An 18626-nucleotide genomic window follows, 5' to 3' on the forward strand; every position below is an offset into this window, starting at 1 on the left:
TCAATTCCTCGACTTGGTCCGTGGACGCAACGCGCCCTCATAGACGCCCGGACGGATGAACCGATCCTCCGGGATCTTGGGCCGCGACGGCGCCGCCCCCGGCGCCGGACCGGTATAAGCGGCCATGAGGCGGCGCGCCTCCTCGGTGTCCGCGGCAATTTGTGCCTTTAAACTCTCGAGCCCGTCAAACTTCTTCTCGCCGCGGAGGAAGTCGATCAGGGCCACACGCAGATGACGGCCATAGAGATCGCCCGCGAAATCGAAGAGATGGACCTCGAGCTGCACCCGCTCGCCGCCGACCGTCGGCCGCCGGCCGAGATTGGCGACGCCGTCGCGCCAGACCGTGCCGCGCCCCTCGTCGATGCCGGCCTTCACCGCATAGACGCCGAGTGCCGGTTGCATATAGTCGCCCAGCGCCAGGTTCGCGGTTGGAAAACCCAGCAGCCGGCCGCGGGCGTCGCCATGCTCGACCCGCCCCTCGATCTCCCACGGGCGACCGAGAAGAATGCCGGCCTTCAGCGGCTGTCCGGCGCGCAGATGCTCGCGGATCCGGGTCGAGGAGAAGACCTCGCCGGATTCGCTCGTCACCGGCTCGACCGAGGTGACGCCGACGCCCTGCGGTCCTGCCAGATCACGCAGCAGCGCCGCGTTGCCGCGCCGTTGATGGCCGAACACGAAATCGTAGCCGACGACGATGTGCGCCGCCTCCAGCCCCTCGCCTAGCACCTCGACCACGAACGCCTCGGCGCTCTTGCGGGCGAGCTCCGCATCGAAATGCAGCACGAACAGGTAATCGACGCCGATCGTCTCGAGCTGACGGACCTTGATCCGGAACGGCGTCAGTCGGAAGGGCGGCTGATCGGGCTGGAAGAATTCGCGCGGATGCGGCTCGAAGGTCAGCACGGCGAGGGGCGCGCGCGCTTCGCGCGCGAGGCGCGCCGCCTCGCCGATCACCGCCTGATGGCCGCGATGCACGCCGTCGAAGTTGCCGAGCGCGACGACGGCGCCCCGCGCCTCCACCGGCACTTCGCTATAATGTCGAAACAATCGCATCGAATCGGCAGCCTCCGACGTCTTCCGCGCGGCCCTCATCCTTCGCCCTAGACAGGCTCGGAATGAGGAAGCTCAGGATGAGGATCTCATGGTGAGCCTGCCGAACCGCAGGGTGAGGAAGCTCAGGACGAGGACCTCATGGTGAGCCTGTCGAACCATGAGGTCCGACATGCGTCAAGTCCGATATGAAGATATCGCCTGCTCTCAGCCCTGGGTAGGGCGTTTACCGAAAAACGGGCAATGAGCTTGCGCTTACTCCGCCGCGACCTTCTGGACCGGCCGGCGCGGCACCAGGAGCTTGGCCTCGCCCTCGATCACCACCACGTCGCCGACGCGGCAAACGGTCTCGACGACGAGACGTCCGCGCTTCTCGTCAACCGCGGTGACCGTCACCCGGGCGCGCACGGTGTCGCCGATCCGGACCGGCGCCTTGAAGTTCAAATTTTGGCTGACATAGATGCAGCCCGGCCCGGGCAGCTTGGTCCCGAGCACCGTTGAGATGAAGCTGGCCGTCAGCATGCCGTGGGCGATACGGCCCTCGAACATCGTCTGCTTGGCGAATTCCTGGTCGAGATGGACCGGGTTGCTGTCGCCGGTGATGCCCGCGAACAGGACGACATCGGCATCGGTCACCGTCTTCGCATAGGTCGCGGTCATGCCGACGGAGAGGTCTTCGAGGTAATAGCCGTGCAGTTCTTCCATGTCCTCGACCCTCCAACCGTGATGCCGCGCCATTTTGCGTCGCAATACATTGTTGCACTGCAATATAGGCGCAAAATGATCATGTGGCAATGTCGACGGGCAATTGTGCGAACAGATCGCGAACAACAGGCCGCCGTTCTCACGATCCCGCGGGCCGGGGTTCGCTGCGCGGCTCGATCGGGACTAGCCCGGCCGGATCGGCGATCTCTTCGAAGGCCGCGGCGGCGGCGAGGAGGGGCGCCTCGCCGCGCGGCCTGCCGACGAGCTGCAGGCCGACAGGACGGCCGTCAGCGGTGAAGCCGCAGGGGACGGAAATCGCCGGACAGGAGGTCAGGGTGATGGCCGAGGAGAGGCGCAGCCAGTCGATGTAATTGTCGAAGACGGTGCCCTCGACTGCCCGGACCCAGCGCGTCTTCACGTCGAAGGGCGGAACGCAGGCCGCCGGGCAGGCCAGCAGATCGTGAGTCGAGAAGAAGGCGGCCATGCGGTGATAAAGCGCACCCCGCGCCCGCTCGGCGCGGCCGATCCGATCGCTCGTCAGGGCAAGCCCCTCTTCGATGTTCCAGATGACGTCGGGCTTGAGCCGGTCACGATGGGCGTCATAGAGCGGGCCCAGACCGGCGACGAAGCCCATGGCGCGGAGCACCTGAAAGATCTCGGGCGCGTCGCCGAAATCGGGACAGGCATCGTCCACCACGACGCCCGCCGCCTCGAACCGGCGAAGGGCGGCGGCGCAGATCGCCCGGACCTCGGCATCGACCGGCGAGATGCCGAGATCCGCGCTGAAGCCGATGCGCCGCGGCAAGCGGCGCGACGCGGCAGCGCTCTGGAACGATTCCACCGGGGCCGGAAGGGACAGCGGGTCCTCGAGGTGCCAGCCGGCCATGGCATCCAGCATCAGCGCCACGTCGCCGACGGTGCGGCCCATCGGCCCTTCGACTGAAAGCGTCCCGAACGGCCGGTCCTGCGGCCCGGTCGCGACCCGGCCGGGGCTGGGCCGCAGGCCGACGACGGCGCAGAAGCTCGCCGGAGTCCGCAGACTGCCGCCGAGGTCCGACCCGGTCGCGAGCCAGACCTGACCCGAGGCCAGCGCCGCCGCCGCGCCGCCGGACGAACCGCCACAGGTGAGATCGGTGTTCCACGGGTTGCGCGTCTCACCGAATACCTCGTTGAAGGTGTTGGCCCCGGCGCCGAACTCCGGCGTGTTCGACTTCGCGAGCACGATGCCGCCATTCGCCTCCAGCGTCTCGACCATGATGTCGGAGCGGTCCGGAACATGGTCCGCATAGATCGGCGAGCCGTAGGTGGTGCGCACGCCGGCCACGTCGTTCAGGTCCTTGACCGCCAGCGGCAGGCCGGCGAGCCAGCCGGCCGGCGACGGGTCGGACTGCACCGCCGTCAGCCGCCGCACCCGGTCGCGGGCGCGATCGAGACAGAGCGTCGGCAGCGCGTTCAGCGTGCCGTCGGTCGCCTCGATGCGCGCGGCCGCCGCATCGATCAGCTCGAGCGGCGACAGCTCGCCCCGCCGCAGCAGCGCGACGGCCTGCTGCGCCGTCAAAGCCGTGAGTTCCGATGCCCGGTCCATCCTCTTCCCCTCCGCGACACAGCCTCGGCTCCGCGATCCTGCGGCCTGACCTGTTGAGCGCAAACCGCACCCAACTAAATCATGGTCGGCATCGATCCGAAACCAGGTGCAATGCGTTGCATCTGAACGGGAACAGCGCAACCGGAGAACACAGTGAGCGAGCCATATCATAACGGTGCCTTTTCGGGGATCCGCGAGTTCTTTCGCCTCGAAGCATCGGCCGGGATCCTTCTGCTGATCGCCGCGTTGCTCGCGCTGATCGCAAGCAACACGCGCCTTGCCGAGTTCTATGACCTGTTTCTGCAGATTCCGGTCGAGATCCGCCTGGGCGCGCTTCATATCGCCAAGCCGCTGCTGCTCTGGATTAATGACGGGCTGATGGCGATCTTCTTCCTGCTCGTCGGGCTCGAGATCAAGCGGGAGTTGCGGGAGGGCGAGTTATCGACGACGTCGCAGGCCATGCTGCCCGGAGTCGCCGCGGTCGGCGGCATGCTGGTTCCGGCGCTGATCTATGTCTCGCTCAACAGCGGCGATCCGATGGCGTTGCGCGGCTGGGCCATTCCGGCGGCGACGGACATCGCCTTCGCCCTTGGCGTGCTGACACTGCTCGGGCGGAGCGTTCCGGTCTCCTTGAAGGTGTTTCTCGTCGCGCTGGCGATCATCGACGATCTCGGCGCGATCATCATTATCGCGCTGTTCTATACGGGCGACCTGTCAGTGCTGGCACTGCTGCTCGGCCTCGGCGTCCTGCTTATCATGCTGATGCTGAACCGTCTCGGCGTAACCCGGATCGCGCCCTATGCGCTGCTCGGCATCGTGCTATGGGTCCTCGTCCTGAAGTCCGGCGTTCATGCGACGCTGGCCGGCGTCGCGACAGCCTTCGCCATTCCACTGACCCCGCGGGACGACACCGGCTTTTCACCGCTCACACATCTTGAGCATATCCTGCATCCATGGGTGGCCTTCCTGGTGATGCCGCTGTTCGGCTTCGCCAACGCCGGCGTGTCCTTCGCCGGCGTGACGCTGGCCTCGCTGGCCGAGGGTATTCCGCTCGGCATCGCCGCCGGGCTGTTCATCGGCAAGCAGCTTGGCGCTTTCGGTTTCGCCTGGGCGGCGATCAGGCTGGGTTGGACGAAACTTCCAGAGGGCGCCGGCTGGCTCAGCTTCTACGCGACCTGCATGCTGGCCGGCATCGGCTTCACAATGAGTCTCTTCATCGGGACGCTCGCCTGGGAGTCCTCGGATTATGCGGCGCCGGTCCGGCTGGGCGTCTTGATCGGCTCCCTGGCCTCGGGCGTCATCGGTTATCTCCTGCTGCGCATTGCCGGCAGCAAACGCATCAGCGCGCCGACGGTCGCGGAGTGAAATGGCTTCGCCGCCACCGGGCGCACCGCTCAGGACATGTCGATTCCGCCCTCTTCCTTGCGCTTGGCGATGAAGGCCTGGAGCTCCTCGTCGATGGCGGGGTCGAGCGGCGGCGGCGTGTAGTCGGCCAGGATCCGCTTCCACAAGGCATTGGCCCGCTGCGCGGTGTCTTGGGCGCCGGCCTCGCGCCAGCTCTCGAAGTTGCGCCAGTCGGAGAGGATCGGCGCATAGAACGCCGTCTCGTAGCGCGCCAGCGTGTGCGCCGCGCCGAAGAAGTGGCCGCCCGGCCCGACCTCGGCGATCGCGTCGAGCCCCAGCGTGTCGTCGTTGACCTCGATCGGCTGCAGCAGCTCGGCCATCATCTGCAGGATCTCGGCGTCGACGATCATCTTCTCGAAAGACGCGACCAGGCCGCCCTCCATCCAGCCCGCGCCGTGCTTGACGAGACTGGCATGGCCCATCACCGCGCCCCAGGCCGACATCTCGGTCTCGTAGGCGGCCTGGGCGTCGACCGCGTTGGCCGCGCAAGGCGCACTCGAGCGGTAAGGCAGGCCATAGCGCCGCGCCAACTGGCCACCGGCGAGCGCGCCGAGCGTGTATTCCGGCGTCCCGAAGGCAGGCGCGCCGCTCTTCATGTCGACGTTCGAGGTGAAGCCGCCATACAGAACGGGCGCCCCCGCTCGCACCATCTGGGTGAAGGCGATGACGCCTAGCGCCTCGGCGTTCTGCTGGGCGAGCGCACCGGCCAGCGTCGCCGGGGCCATCGCGCCGCTCAAGGTGAAGGGCGTGATCACGTTGGCTTGGCCATGACGGGCCATCGCCATCAAGCCGTCCAGCATCGCGCCGTCGACGCGCAGCGGCGAGTTGGTATTGATCGTCGTGAGCAGCCCGGGCTTCTCGGCAAGCTCCTCGCGGCTGATGCCGCGGGCGATGCAGTTCATCGCAATGCCATCCAGGACCCGGTGCGGGCCGATCCCCGAGGGCTGCCAGACCCGGTCGGTCAGCGTGATATAGGCGTAATGGCAGTCCAGGTGACGGATTGACGGCGGGATGTCGATCGGCTCCACCGGATAGCCGGCAGCGACGTGAATGATGTTGAGGCTGTGGGCGAGCTTCAGCAGGTTGGAGAAATCGGCGAAGCTGCCGGGGCGGCGCCCACGGTCGAGGTCCGAGCAGTTGGGCGCCCCGGACACGGTGCAGAAATTCACGTTCGCGCCGCCGATCCGGACGTTCCGCGCCGGATTGCGAGCATGGAGCGTGAACTCGGATGGCGCCTTCGCGACATAGTCCGCGATCAGGCCGCGGTCGAAGCGGACTCGGTTGTTCGAACGGTCGACCGTGGCGCCGGCCTTCTCGAGAATGCCGAGCGCCTCGTCATTCAGGAATTCGAGGCCGTAAGTCTCCAGGATCCGCATCGAGGCGTCGTGAATCCGGTCGAGCTGCTCGGGCGTCAGCACCTCGATCGGCTTGTAGGGATTGACCAAGTTCCGCCACGGCAATTGCTTCAGGCCGCCGACCTCGCGACGGCTTCGCCGTCGGGGCCCGCCTGCCGCCCCTAAACTCTCCGCCCCTGAACGCACCGCCTGGCCTCTGCGCATCCCAATCCGCTCCATTGCTCATGCGTCCAAGGCAGACGCGACAAGATGCTTGACCATCCGGGAGCGGCCGATCGACCGCTCGTCGAAGTTCGACCTTCCTCGTCCCGTATTCGACAGCGGGCAGCCCCCTCCGAAGGGATCGAGCAGCCACCACCGAACGCGCCTGCATCGACTTCTGTCGCCAAAGACAGAAGCTGTGCTATCTCCTCCGCCCGAGACCGCCTGACACCCTCACCCGACCGCCCATCGCGCCAAACCCGCCCATCCGCAACCCATGCATGTCAATCACCCGATCTGGCTGCGACAGGTCAGCACCCCCGGTGCGGTCGTCTTCGCCATCATGTTCACGCTGGAGTCGCTGGCCAGGGCGTCGCTGGCGACGGTGATTCCGCTGCAGGCCTATGCGCTCCTGCAGGATGCGCGCGATGTCAGCCTGCTCTATTTCGGCGTAGGGACCACCGGCCTCATCGGCAGCTTCACCATTCCGCTGCTGATCCGCCGGTTTCGTCGCCGCTGGGTCTATTCGATGGGCGTCGCCTTCCTGATTCTGGCGGCGGCGCTGCTGGCGACGGGCACGATCGCCGGTCAGGCCTTCGGCATGCTGATTCGGGCGTTCGGCGTCGCTTCGACCAACATCGCGCTCAGCCTTTATGTGATGGACTATATCCGCAGGCGCGACCTCGTCCGCTCCGAGCCGCTGAAGCTGATGTTCGGTTCGCTCGCCTGGACCGCGGGCCCGGCGCTGGGCGTCTATCTCTATCGCGATGTCGGCCAGGCGGCGGCCGAGCTTCTCAGCGCGGCCAGTGCCGCCCTGCTGCTCGGCTATTTCTGGGTTCTGCGCCTGCAGGAGAATCCGGCGGTCGCCGCGGCCACCCGGCCGCCGCCCAACCCGATCCGGAGCATTGCCCGCTTCCTCGCCCAGCCGCGACTCCGGCTCGCCTGGGTCATCCCGTTCGGGCGCTCATGCTGGTGGGCGATGTTCTTCGTCTATCCGCCGCTCTACATGGTCAAGACCGGGGTCGGCGAACTGGCCGGCGCCCTTCTCGTCTCGGCGGGAAACGCCATGCTGATCATGACGCCGCTGGTCGGCCGAGCGGCAGGGCGCTATGGCATGCGTGTCCTGATCGTCGGCGCCTTCATCGCCTCCGCCCTCTTCACCTCGATGGCGGTTCTGTTCTTCGAGGTCCCGTGGGCCGTCGCCGCCTGCCTGCTGACGGCGGCCGTCGCCGCGGTGGTGCTGGACGCGGTCGGCAACATTCCGTTCCTGCGGTCCGTCCATCCCTATGAGCGGCCGCAGATGACCACGGTCTTCCGCACTTACATCGATTTCTCGGAACTGCTGCCGGGCGCCGTCTTCGCCCTGCTGCTGACCTTCTTCGACATGCGGGCCGTGTTCCTGGCCAGCGGCCTGCTGATGCTGACTGCGGCGCTGCTCGCCCGCCACCTCCCGCGCCGCATGTAGGGCGGAGCAGAGGCCTCGCAGAATCCGTAACGGCTGGGCTTTCCGCACGGGTCCAAGGTTGTCGTCAAGCCCCGCCTTTATCGCCTGTTAAGGATGAGCGGGTAGCTTCGATGCTGGCAGATCTTAACCCTGCAATCCGGAGAGGGCTGTGACCGAAACCGCCATTCCGCAAGGGTTGGCCACGGCGCCCAAAGAACGATCGAGGGGACGTTCGGGGACACGGTCCGGGGCACGATCAGGTGTGAAGCGCAGCATCGTCGCCTTCGGGGCTTCGATGGTTCTGATCGTTGCCCTGTTGACCGGCGCGAATCTTTGGCGCGATCACAGCCGCGCGCTCGACGAAGCGACACGGCGGACCAACGGCGTCGCACAGATGCTGGCGGAGCACACGGCGCAAACCGTCCAGGCAATCGACCTCACCCTGGCGCAGATCGCCGACGCCATCACGCGTGACGGCGCACGCGCGCCTTTCGATCCAGAGATCCAGAGCCTGATGCAGCGCGAGATCATCGAGGCGCCCCAGATGCGAGCGATCCTCGTCACCGACGCCGCCGGCAACCTCGTCCAGAACTCGATCGGACAGCCGACACAGCCGATCCGACTCGCCGACCGCCGCTATTTCGTGGCACAGCGCGACAATTCCGCCGCCGGCCTCTTCATCGATCGGCCGGTGCAGAGCCGGCTGAACGGCAAATGGTTCATCGGCATGAGCCGACGCCTGTCCGAGCCGGACGGCAGCTTCGCCGGAACCGTCGTCGCCATTGTCGAGCCGAACTATTTCCGCGACCTTTACCGATCGGTCCAGTCGGACCATTTCGGCAAGTCTGCCGGCAACGGATTCATCGGCCTGTTCCGGGCCGACGGATCGCCGCTGGTGCTCTCACCCGACATTCTGTTTCGCGATGACGCCGTTCACGGCGTGCCAGACGCCGGGGTCCGATGGTCCCTGGCGCCGCCTGACGAGTCCGCCATCGTCAGCAGGCGCGCGGTGTCGGGCTGGCCGCTGACCGTGACCGTCGAGCAATCGAGGGAACTCGCCCTGTCTCGGTGGAAGACCGATCTCGTCGAAGGGATCGCCCTTTGCGCCGTCATCGCCGCGGCCGTCTCGCTGCTGACCTATCTCCTGGCGAATCAGCTAGTACGCCGCGAGCGGTCCGACGCAGCGCTGCGGGAAAGCAAGCAGCGTCTGGAGCTTGCGCTCAGCGGCACCTCGGACGGGGTCTGGGACTGGAGCATTCCGTCACGGACGGTCTGGTGCTCGCCGCGGTTCCGCGAGTTGCTCGGCTATGCCGACGAGGAGTGCACCGTCGATCTCATGGCCTTCGAGGGCTTGGTTCATCCGGAGGATCGCGAGCAGACTCGCGCCGAGTTCCGCCGCCATTGGCGGGAGCGGACGCCGTTCGAGACCGAATGCCGGCTGCGCCGCCGCGACGGCACCTACAACTGGTACAGCATCCGCGGACAGAGCTTCTGGGACGCCGCCGGCAAGCCGATGCGCATGGCAGGATCGCTCTGTGACGTCAACGAACGCCGGCAGGCCGAGACCTGGCTGATGTCGGCCCTTGGCGACCTGCGGGAAAGCGAGGCAACGCTCCGCACGCTGATCGCGAACATTCCCGGCGCCTGCTATCGCCGCGCCCGCGATGCCGACTGGACGATGCAGTTCATCAGCGATGCGATCGGCGATATTTCCGGCTACCCGGCCGACGAGCTTCTGCTCAACCGGGTCCGCAGCTTCGCCAGCCTGATTCACCCGGACGACCGCGCAGCGGTCACGCGGATGGTCGCCGAGGCGCTTGAAGGACGGCGCTCGTTCGACCTCGAATATCGCCTCCTGCACCGGGTCGGTTCCGTCCGCTGGGTCCATGAGAAGGGCCAGGGCTGTTTCGGCGAGGATGGAACCCTGCTCTATCTGGACGGTGCGATCTTCGACATCACGAAACGTAAGCGGAGCGAAGAGGAACTGCGCGCCGCCAAGGAGGCAGCAGAGGCCGGGAACTCGGCGAAGTCCGACTTCCTCGCGACCATGAGCCACGAGATCCGCACCCCGATGAACGGAATTCTCGGGATGACGGGGCTGCTGCTGGACAGCGCACTCGACGCGGAACAGCGACTCTATGCGCGCTCCATCCACCAATCGGCGGAAGCCCTGCTCACCGTGATCAACGATATCCTCGACTTCTCCAAGCTCGAGGCGAGCAAGCTGACTCTCGAATCGATCGATTTCGACATCGCCGCGATCGTCGCCAGCGTCACCGAACTGTGCGAGCCGCGCGCGCGCGCGAAGGGGCTGGATCTCGGCGTTTTTATCGCTCCGGGATCGCCTCGCTGGGTGCGCGGCGATCCGGGCCGGCTTCGGCAGATTCTCCTGAACCTCGTCAGCAATGCCATCAAGTTCACGGAAGAGGGCGGCGTCGCGATCGAGGTCTCCAGCCCCGGCGCACAGGTTGGAACGCATACCGGAGAGCAGGATGATGGAGTGATCCTGCATTTCAAGGTGATCGACTCGGGCATCGGCATTTCGGCGGAGCATCGGGACCATCTGTTCGAGAAGTTCACGCAGGCGGATTCCTCGACCACGCGCCGCTTCGGCGGCACCGGCCTTGGCTTGGCGATCAGTAAGCAGCTTGCCGAACGGATGGGCGGCGGCATCGGCGTCGACAGCGAGCCCGGCAAGGGCAGCAGCTTCTGGTTCACCGTGCAGGTCGCGGTTGCGGACGATCGGACCGTAACGGCGGACCCGCCTGTCGCGGCGCTGCAGGGTCTGCGCGCCCTGATCGTCGACGACAATGCCGTCAACCGCCTGATCTTCCAGAGGCAGTTGGAATCCTGGGGGATGAGCGTCGAGCCGACCGATGGCGGAGCGGCGGCGCTCGACGCGCTCGAGGCGGGCGAGCGGCTCGGGCAGCCGTTCGATATCGCCCTGATCGACCGATCGATGCCGGGAATGGGCGGCGAGGAATTGGCCCGCCGAATCCGGGAGAACGCCGCTTTCGCGGCGACGCGCCTCGTCCTCGTCACCTCGTTCGGCGAGTTGCTGGACGAGGCGACGCCGCCGCCTGTCTTCGCCGCAAGGCTGTGCAAGCCAGTTTCCCAATCGCAGCTTCTGGCCTGTCTGCGAAGCCTGGTCGGAGCGTCCGAAGCCATATCGTTGGAATCACAGCAAGACACTGCGGCCCCGCTTCCCGACCTGAAGGCGTTCGGCGGTCGGCCGCTCCGCCTGCTGCTCGCCGAGGACAATCAAGTGAACCAGCTTCTGGCGATCGCCACGCTGCAGAAGGCCGGGCACCGAGTCGACGTCGCCGGCAACGGCATCGAGGCGGTGGAGGCGGTGCTGAGCCGGCCCTACGACATGGTCCTGATGGATATCCAGATGCCGGAGATGGACGGAATCCAGGCGACTCGACGGATCCGTGCATTACCCGGCGCGAAAGGCCGGATTCCGATCATCGCGATCACCGCCAACGCAATGCGCGGCGATCGGGAGCGACTGCTGCAGGCCGGCATGAACGACTACGTGGCGAAGCCGATCGACCGGAAGCAGCTGTTCGAGATCCTCCTGCGATGGAGCGGCACCGCCACCGCTCCCGGTTCCGGACTGGCCGACGCGACCCCCCTGCCGGAGCCGGGCGCTGAGGCGAGTTCAGATCCGGCGCCCGCCGACCCGGACACCGAGGCGGCGCTTACCGGCATGCTGGACTCGCTCGAGACGTTGAGGCCCACAGGCTCGGACGGCGGGCGATGACCGCACCTCCGTACAATCCTGCCGCGCATGGAGCGGCAGCCGGCAGCGAAGGGGAAAGATCCTGGGCCGAGACCCTCGCCCGTGCCGAAGCCGCGGTCGCCGAACTGGCCGCGAACTACGCCGAGGTGGCGCTCAAGGACATTGCCGACGCGCAGGCGGCGCTCGACGCCGCAAAGGCGAAACCGGAACAGCGGCAGGACCATATTCAGCACCTCTATGGCATCGCCCACAACGTCAAGGGCCAGGGCGGGAGCTTCGGCTATCCGCTGGTCACGCGGATCGGGCAGTCTCTCTGTCAGTTGATCAAGCAGTCAGCCGCAATTCGCGACGCCGATCTGCCGATCATTCAGGCCCATCTCGATGCGCTGCGGCTGATCCTCGAGAGGCAGGTCAAGGGCGACGGCAGCGAAACCGCGAACAAGCTGGCCGCGCGCCTGGAGACGTTGGTCGGCCGGGACTCCTGAAGCGCTATTTCGTGCCGAACAGGCGGTCGCCCGCATCGCCCAGTCCGGGGACGATATAGGCGTGATCGTCGAGGCGCTCGTCGAGCGCCGCGGCATAGACCGGGATGTCCGGATGGGCGTCACGGAAGACCCGCATGCCTTCGGGCGCGGCGACCAACGCCATCAGGCGGATATGGCTGTCGGCGACTCCGCGGCGGTTGAGCAGGTCGGCGGCATAGCGCGCGGAATAGCCCGTCGCCAGCATCGGATCGACCAGGATGAACAGCCGCCCTTCCGGCTCCGGCAGCTTGACGAAATATTCGACCGGCCGCTTGGTTACGGGATCGCGATAGAGGCCGATATGTCCCATCCGCGCGGAGGGGATCAGGTCCTGCAGCCCGTCGGCCATGCCGAGGCCGGCCCGCAGGATCGAGACGATCACAACCTTCTTGCCGGCGATCCTCGGCGCGTCCATCACGGCCAACGGCGTCTCGATCCGCTCGGTCCCGACCGGCAGGTCCCGCGTGATCTCGTAGCCCATCAGCAGGGCGATCTCGCGCAGAAGCTGCCGGAACTGGATGGTCGGCGTGCGCTTGTCGCGCAGCAGCGACAGCTTGTGCTGGATCAGCGGATGGCCGAGCACCCGGAGGCTGGGAAACTCATCGGCGTTCGAGGTCATGGCACCTCCTGAAATCGAATTGCCGGCGACACGCGCGCGAGCAGGGCCGCCACCATGGTACCGGCGATCGCCAGCCCCGTCATCGCGAAGAAAGCCGCGCCGCCGAAGGTTTCGTAGAGCGTCCCCGAGAACAGCATGACGACCCCCGAGACGGCGCCGAGCGCGACCGCGCCGTAGAGACTCTGTGCCGTGGCCGACAGTCCGGGCGGCGCGGCATGGCCCAGAAAGTCGATGGCGGCGAGGTGTGTCGCGCCGAAAGTGAGGCCGTGCAGCACTTGCGCCAGGATCAGAACCGGCAGATCCGTGCTGAACCCCAGGAGCATCCAGCGGACGACGGCCGCGACGCCGCCGAGGATGAGCAGACCCGGACTGCCGAGACGGCGCAGGACAGTGGCGCCGAAACTGAAGAGCAGGATTTCGGCGACGACGCCCTCCGCCCACAACCAGCCGATCGTGTCTCTCGCGTAACCTGCCGCCTGCCAATGCAGCGTGCCGAAGCCATAGAGGACGCCGTGGCTCGCCTGGATCAGGCTGGCGCCGGCGAGAAACAGAAGAAAGCGCCGGTCGGCCAGAAGGCCGGAGACGCCCCCATCGGCGGCGCGGCGCGGCGCGGGCCGCTGCTCGGGCAGGCCGAGGCAAGCGGCGACGGTGAGGGCCAGGGCCACCAGCAGGGCGTCGAGGATCAGGTTCGGCGAGCGGCCGGCGAACAGGCCGCCGCCGACGCTGGCGGCGAGGATGAAGGAGAGCGAGCCCCAAAGCCGGATACGCCCATAGTCCAACTGCCGGTCGATCGCCGTTCGGATCGTCAAGCTGTCGCCGAGCGGCATCAGTGCGGTCAGGCAGATGCTGGACAAAACGGTGATGACGAGGATGGACCAGAATCCGCCGGCAAAGATGAACAGCGCATAGCCCGCGAGGCTGCCGAGGGCCAACAGGATCAGCGGCCGCCGCGCTTGGCCGAGGCGGTCGGCCTTGCGCGCGATCAGCGGATTGGTCAGCAGCTTCACCCAGAACGGGAGCGAGAGCAGGATGCCGATCTCGCCGCCGTCGAGCCCCTGCGCCTTCAGCCAGACCGGCCAGAACGGCAGTGTGATCCCGACAACGGTGAAGTAGGCGACGTAGAACAGGGACAGGCGGAGCGGGAGGAACATTCGGCTCAGCGCATGAGCGCGGCAATCCGCTCGCGGATCACCGGTCCGGCATCGGGCTGTGCGGCACCGATGGCGAAGGCGGCGCGGACATCCTCGGCCGCCCGATCCGCCGCGGCTTCGGTGCGCGCATGAACCAGCGCCAGGGGCCGCGAGGCTCCGACCGCTTCGCCAAGCCCGGCAACCTCGTCGAGACCAACGCGATGGTCGATCGCATCTTCCGCGCGCTTGCGGCCGCCGCCGAGGTTCACAACGGCAAGCCCGAGCGCGCGGACATCGATCATGGTGACGGTTCCGGGACGGACAGGCCGCACCGGACGGCAGACCGGCGCGCGCGGGAGATGCCGGCCCAGCGCTTCGGTAAGATCGGTGGGGCCGCCGAGCGCCGCCACCATCCGCTCGAAGCGCTCCGCCGCCGCTCCGGATTCGAGCGCCCGCAGCAGCGCGGCGCGGGCGGTGGCCGGATCCTCGGCAAGGCGCCCGAGAATCAGCATCTCGGCGCCAAGCGCGAGCACGACCTCGTGCAGCCGCGGATCGCGCGCGCCGCCGGTCAGGTAATCGATCGCCTCCCCCACCTCGAGGGCATTGCCGGCGGTTCGGCCCAGCACCTGGTTCATGTCGGTAAGCAGCGCCACCGTCGGCAGGCCGGCGCCGCCGGCCACGCGCACGAGGCTGTCGGCCAGCTCCCGTGCCGTATCGAGCCCGGTGGCAAAGGCGCCGCTGCCGAGCTTGACGTCCATGACGAGCCCGTCGAGCCCGGCGGCGAGCTTCTTCGACAGAATCGACGCGGTGATCAACGGAACCGATTCGACCGTCGCAGTCACGTCGCGGATCGCGTAGAAGCGCCGGTCGGCCGGCGCGAGATCCGGCGTCTGGCCGACGATCGCACAGCCGGTTCCGGCGACAGCCGCCCGGAAACGGGCGAGATCCGGCTGGGCTCGATAGCCGGGAATACTTTCGAGCTTGTCGGTCGTGCCGCCGGTATGGCCGAGGCCGCGGCCGGCGATCATTGGCACGGCGCCGCCACAGGCGGCGACGAGCGGCGCCAGCATCAGGCTGACCTTGTCGCCGACGCCGCCTGTCGAGTGCTTGTCGAGGACGGGCCCCGGCAGATCGAGCGCGGACCAGTCCAGCACGGTGCCCGAATGGGTCATCGCCCGGGTCAGCGCGATCCGTTCGTCCATGTTCATGCCGCGGAAGAAGACGGCCATGGCGAAGGCGGCAACCTGGCCCTCGCCGATCGAGCCATCGATCAGGCCGCGCACGAAGGCTTCGATCTCGGCAGCGTCGAGCACCGCCCCGTCACGTTTGCGCCGTATAATCTCCTGGGGAAGGAATGGCGTCCCGGCCATAGGATCAAGATCCGCCGTCGGCCTGCCCCGGTTCAGCGCCGGTCGCCATTGGAGAGCCGTTCGAGAAAGGCGACGAGAAGTCGCGACAGATCCTCGCCCGCCCGCGCGGCCATCGCCAGGGTCTGCTCATGGCTGGTCGCCTCACTTCCGGCCGCTGTCTCGACACCGGCAGATGGGCTGACGATGGCGGAAATCGCCGCGACGCGCAGGCCGCAATGGCGCGCGACGATCACTTCCGGCACGGTCGACATGCCGACCGCATCGGCGCCGAGCCGGATGAAGGCGCGCGATTCCGCCACGGTGGAAAAGCTGGGGCCGAGATAGGCGAGATAGACGCCTTCCGTAAGCGCCAAGCCGGCCGCGCCGGCCGCCGCGCGGAAGCGGTCGCGGAGTACCGGATCATAGGCCTCGTCCAGCGCCGGAAAGCGCGGACCGAAGGCGTCGTCGTTCGGCCCGACCAGCGGATTCATGGGCAGCAGGTTGATGTGGTCGGCGAGCATCATCAGGCTGCCCGCCGCCATGCCGGCGCGCAGCGACCCGGCCGCGTTGGTGGCGATCAGGATTTCGCATCCCAGACGCTTAAGGGTCCGGACCAGAAGCCGGATGTCCGCCGCGTCGGCGCCCTCGAACAGATGCACCCGCCCCTGCAGGCAGGCGACGGCTTCGCCGCCAAGCCGCCCGAGGACCAGCCGCCCCGCATGCCCTTCCACCCCCGGCTGCGGAAAGCCGGGCAGATCGGCATAGGGAATCGCGATCGGATCGACGATTCTGTCGGCCACACCGCCGAGCCCGGAGCCGAGGATCAGCCCGACCCGGGGCACGAAGCCCGGCGCGCGCTCGGCGACCGCCGCGGCGGCGCGGTCAGCGGACGGAGCCGTCATCATGCGCCGAACCCGACGGCAGTGAACGGAAAGGGCAGCAACTCGCCGAACGACAGCGTCCGACGCAGACCCGACAGGTCGCAAAGATGAACCGGGACGTCCGGCCCGGCAAACTCGCCGAGCCGCTGCCGGCAACCGCCGCAGGGCGTGCAGAGCGGCTCGCCATCCGCCAGCAGAAGGACCTCGATGATGCGCGACTCACCGGCGGCCACCATCGCGCCGATCGCGACCGCCTCGGCGCACAGGCCCTGCGGAAAGGCCGCGTTCTCGACATTGCATCCGCTATGGAGCCGACCGCTGCCGCCCCGGATGCAGGCGCCGACGGCGAACTTCGAATAGGGCGCGTAGGCATTCGCCCGCGCGGCCCGCGCCGCCTCGATCATCGCGGCAAGATCCGACATGCTTACCTCATGCGGCTGTCATGGAACCGCAGCATAGCTAAGCCAAGATGAGCGGAACAGCGCGACGTTGCGGCGCCAAACGGATGTCGGCGAACAACCCTTTTATGAGCTATCGGCGGTCCACGGCGAGGAACGCGGCGAAAATGCCGGGGTGGCGGCAGCTCGGGCCATGCGCGATGCGGTCGATCGCCGCCGCATCCGGCGCCGGCTGGCCGAACGACAGCGGCGCGACGGCCACGGCCGCGGCGACCGCCTCGCCGGTCAATTCGGGATGGAACTGGACGCCCCAGACCGGCCGGCCGGCCACATGGTAGGCCTGCACGGCACAGGCCTCGCTCCTCGCCAGCAGGGTGAGGCCGAGAGCCGGAACCGCCGTTTCGGCGACGACCTCGTCGGCATGCAGATTATACCCCCTGAGTGGGCGACCGAGCCCTCGGCCGACGACCGGATCGCTCGCAAATGCGGGCAGCGGCGTGAGCTCAGTAATGCCGAACTCACCTACATCCGCCCGCCGAACCATGTCGGGTGCGCCGAGCGACTGGACAATGAGCTGATGGCCGAAACAGATGCCGAAAACCGGCAGGCCGCTCTCGATCACGGTCCGCACTTGGCGGCGGGTCGGTTCGAACCAGGCTTCCGACCGTGGCAGCGGAATATCCGAGCCCGACAGGATCAGATGGCTGACCTCGGAGGCTCTCCGCCCCCAGTCATCGACCGCATCGCAACGGACGATCTCGTGATCGACCCCGGCCGGCAGGGCCGCGGCGACCGCACTGCCAAAAGGCCGATTCCGGCTATCCGCCGAGAAATCGACGATCAGAACGCGCCGCTCGGACATGAGCCCCCCTCGAGGACGGTAACGATCCCGCCGCGCACTATGGCGAGACGCTCATGTCCCGGCAAGAGACCTGAAATAGATGCGGGAGGGGCGCGCCACTTTCGGCAGCGCGCCCCCTTGATGCATTCGCTCACAGGCTGCGAAAGGCAGCCCGGGTCAGGGTCGATGCCGACCCTTACGCAAGATCAATAGCCGACATTGCGGCCTTGAACATGTCGGAGACATAGGTGAAGAGGTCGAATGACTCACCCATCGCGGTCAGCGCGATGATCGCAGCGACCGAAACGAGAGCGGCGATCAGGCCGTACTCGATGGCCGTGGCACCGGACTCTTCCGCAGCGAAGCTCTTGAAGAAGTTGATCATGGTCGTGGATCTCCTCTTGCCAAGCCGGACGGGAAGATTGCCACTGATGCCTGAACCGACTGTTAATGTTCAGAAATGCGTAATATTGTTCCTATTCTTGATACACGTCCGAAATTTTCATAGATAAACGCCGTTTTCTTTCGCGCTCACATCGCCCAGCATTCCCACTCCAGAGGCGGCGAGGAGCGGCTTGGTTGTTCCGCCCGGCAACCCTATTCTTTCCGAGAGGAACGCACGGATCGGGAGGTCGTCAACGATGTCGACAAACGAGACGGCGCTGATCGTCGGGGTCGGTCCGGGGCTTGGCGCGGCGCTGGCGCGGCGCTTCGCCAAGGCCGGGCTGACCGTAGCCATGGCCGCGCGCGAGGCGAGCCGGCTGACGGCGCTGGCCGACGAGATATCGGGCCGCGCCTATGACTGCGACGCGACGCAGGAGGATCAGGTCGAGACGCTTTTCAAGCGGGTGGCTGCGGATATCGGCGCGCCGACTCTCGCCGTCTACAATGCCGGGGCTTATTTGCCGAAATCCGTCCTGGAGACCGAACCCGCGGAGTTCGAGCGTTGCTGGCGGATCGGCTGCCTCGGCGGCTTCCTGATTGGCCGCGCGGCAGCGCAGATGATGTTGGCCGAAGGAGGCGGCACCATCCTGTTCACCGGCGCGACCGCCTCGCTGCGTGGCAGCGCCGGTTTCGTCAATCTGGCGGTTGGAAAGTTCGGCCTGCGCGCGGTGGCCCAGAGCATGGCACGGGAACTCGGTCCTCGCGGCATCCATGTTGCCCATATCGTAATCGACGGCCAGATCGGATCCGGCGAAGACGGCACGCTGAAGCCCGAAGCGATCGCGGAAACCTATTGGCAGCTCCACCAACAGCCGCCGAGCGCCTGGACGCAGGAGATCGACCTGCGGCCGGCGACGGAGAAGTTCTGAGGTCACGGTCCTTGACGGCCTTGCGATGCCGGCGGGATGATCCCTACCGTTGAAATGCGCGCCGAACCATTCCGGGTGATGC

At 67.1% G+C, this 18626-nt stretch carries 16 protein-coding genes; 5 read left to right on the top strand and 11 right to left on the bottom strand.

The window, feature by feature from the left end; genetic code table 11:
- From DT069_RS20525 to DT069_RS20535, 3 genes are all read right to left on the bottom strand, one after another.
- Complete coding sequence (locus DT069_RS20525) at nt 1–1053, bottom strand: bifunctional riboflavin kinase/FAD synthetase (RefSeq protein WP_119462259.1); 1053 nt, start codon at nt 1051–1053, stop codon at nt 1–3.
- 252 nt (nt 1054–1305) lie between these two features.
- Nucleotides 1306–1755 (bottom strand): MaoC family dehydratase, encoded by a 450-nt coding sequence (locus tag DT069_RS20530; protein WP_119462190.1) that lies wholly within the window; start codon nt 1753–1755, stop codon nt 1306–1308.
- 139 nt (nt 1756–1894) lie between these two features.
- Entirely contained in the window at nt 1895–3340 is a 1446-nt protein-coding gene (locus DT069_RS20535) for an amidase (protein ID WP_119462191.1), read from the bottom strand.
- A gap of 153 nt (nt 3341–3493) precedes the next feature.
- Between DT069_RS20535 and nhaA the strand changes: the two genes are divergently transcribed.
- Entirely contained in the window at nt 3494–4705 is a 1212-nt protein-coding gene (gene nhaA / locus DT069_RS20540) for a Na+/H+ antiporter NhaA (protein WP_425450434.1), read from the top strand.
- A 29-nt stretch (nt 4706–4734) separates the two neighbouring features.
- Here the strand turns inward: nhaA and DT069_RS20545 are convergent, their stop codons facing one another.
- A complete protein-coding gene (locus DT069_RS20545) occupies nt 4735–6303 on the bottom strand; it encodes a trimethylamine methyltransferase family protein (RefSeq protein ID WP_119462192.1) in 1569 nt (522 codons plus the stop codon).
- Nucleotides 6304–6577: 274 nt separating this feature from the next.
- Here DT069_RS20545 and DT069_RS20550 point away from each other — a divergent pair, with 274 nt between their 5' ends.
- The 3 genes from DT069_RS20550 (at nt 6578) to DT069_RS20560 (ending at nt 11974) form a co-directional block, all read left to right on the top strand.
- Nucleotides 6578–7765 carry an MFS transporter gene (locus DT069_RS20550; protein WP_119462193.1) on the top strand — a complete coding sequence of 396 codons (1188 nt, stop codon included), beginning with the start codon at nt 6578–6580 and terminating at the stop codon, nt 7763–7765.
- Nucleotides 7766–8006: 241 nt separating this feature from the next.
- Nucleotides 8007–11510: a PAS domain-containing protein gene (locus tag DT069_RS20555; RefSeq protein ID WP_119462194.1), complete on the top strand. Its 3504-nt coding sequence runs from the start codon at nt 8007–8009 to the stop codon at nt 11508–11510.
- On the top strand, nt 11507–11974 hold the full coding sequence (locus DT069_RS20560; protein ID WP_119462195.1) for an Hpt domain-containing protein: 468 nt from the start codon (nt 11507–11509) through the stop codon (nt 11972–11974). Before DT069_RS20555 ends, DT069_RS20560 begins: the two co-directional genes overlap by 4 nt.
- Before the next feature lie 4 nt (nt 11975–11978).
- On the opposite strand, the gene upp is transcribed toward DT069_RS20560, so the two are convergent.
- The 7 genes from upp to DT069_RS20595 all read right to left on the bottom strand — a co-directional run bounded on the left by upp (nt 11979) and on the right by DT069_RS20595 (nt 17616).
- Nucleotides 11979–12632: a uracil phosphoribosyltransferase gene (gene upp / locus DT069_RS20565; protein ID WP_119462196.1), complete on the bottom strand. Its 654-nt coding sequence runs from the start codon at nt 12630–12632 to the stop codon at nt 11979–11981.
- Nucleotides 12629–13783 carry a 3-phenylpropionate MFS transporter gene (locus DT069_RS20570; RefSeq protein WP_119462197.1) on the bottom strand — a complete coding sequence of 385 codons (1155 nt, stop codon included), beginning with the start codon at nt 13781–13783 and terminating at the stop codon, nt 12629–12631. Before DT069_RS20570 ends, upp begins: the two co-directional genes overlap by 4 nt.
- 5 nt (nt 13784–13788) lie before the next feature.
- On the bottom strand, nt 13789–15132 hold the full coding sequence (gene deoA, locus DT069_RS20575; protein WP_119462198.1) for a thymidine phosphorylase: 1344 nt from the start codon (nt 15130–15132) through the stop codon (nt 13789–13791).
- A gap of 32 nt (nt 15133–15164) precedes the next feature.
- Nucleotides 15165–16016, bottom strand: coding sequence for a purine-nucleoside phosphorylase (locus tag DT069_RS20580; protein WP_425450435.1), 852 nt, complete (start codon nt 16014–16016; stop codon nt 15165–15167).
- Complete coding sequence (gene cdd / locus DT069_RS20585; RefSeq protein WP_119462200.1) at nt 16013–16414, bottom strand: cytidine deaminase; 402 nt, start codon at nt 16412–16414, stop codon at nt 16013–16015. Before cdd ends, DT069_RS20580 begins: the two co-directional genes overlap by 4 nt.
- Before the next feature lie 109 nt (nt 16415–16523).
- Nucleotides 16524–17252, bottom strand: a complete 729-nt coding sequence (locus tag DT069_RS20590) for a type 1 glutamine amidotransferase (protein ID WP_119462201.1) — start codon at nt 17250–17252, stop codon at nt 16524–16526.
- 175 nt (nt 17253–17427) lie between these two features.
- The gene (locus DT069_RS20595; protein ID WP_119462202.1) at nt 17428–17616 is read right to left on the bottom strand and encodes a Flp family type IVb pilin; all 189 of its coding nucleotides are present in this window, start codon (nt 17614–17616) and stop codon (nt 17428–17430) included.
- A 256-nt stretch (nt 17617–17872) separates the two neighbouring features.
- Between DT069_RS20595 and DT069_RS20600 the strand changes: the two genes are divergently transcribed.
- A complete protein-coding gene (locus DT069_RS20600; RefSeq protein WP_119462203.1) occupies nt 17873–18544 on the top strand; it encodes an SDR family NAD(P)-dependent oxidoreductase in 672 nt (223 codons plus the stop codon).
- The last annotated feature ends 82 nt before the right edge of the window (nt 18545–18626 follow it).

It is taken from the genome of Virgifigura deserti, from assembly GCA_003576685.1.
In the GTDB taxonomy this organism is placed as follows: Bacteria; Pseudomonadota; Alphaproteobacteria; order Dongiales; family Dongiaceae; genus Virgifigura; species Virgifigura deserti.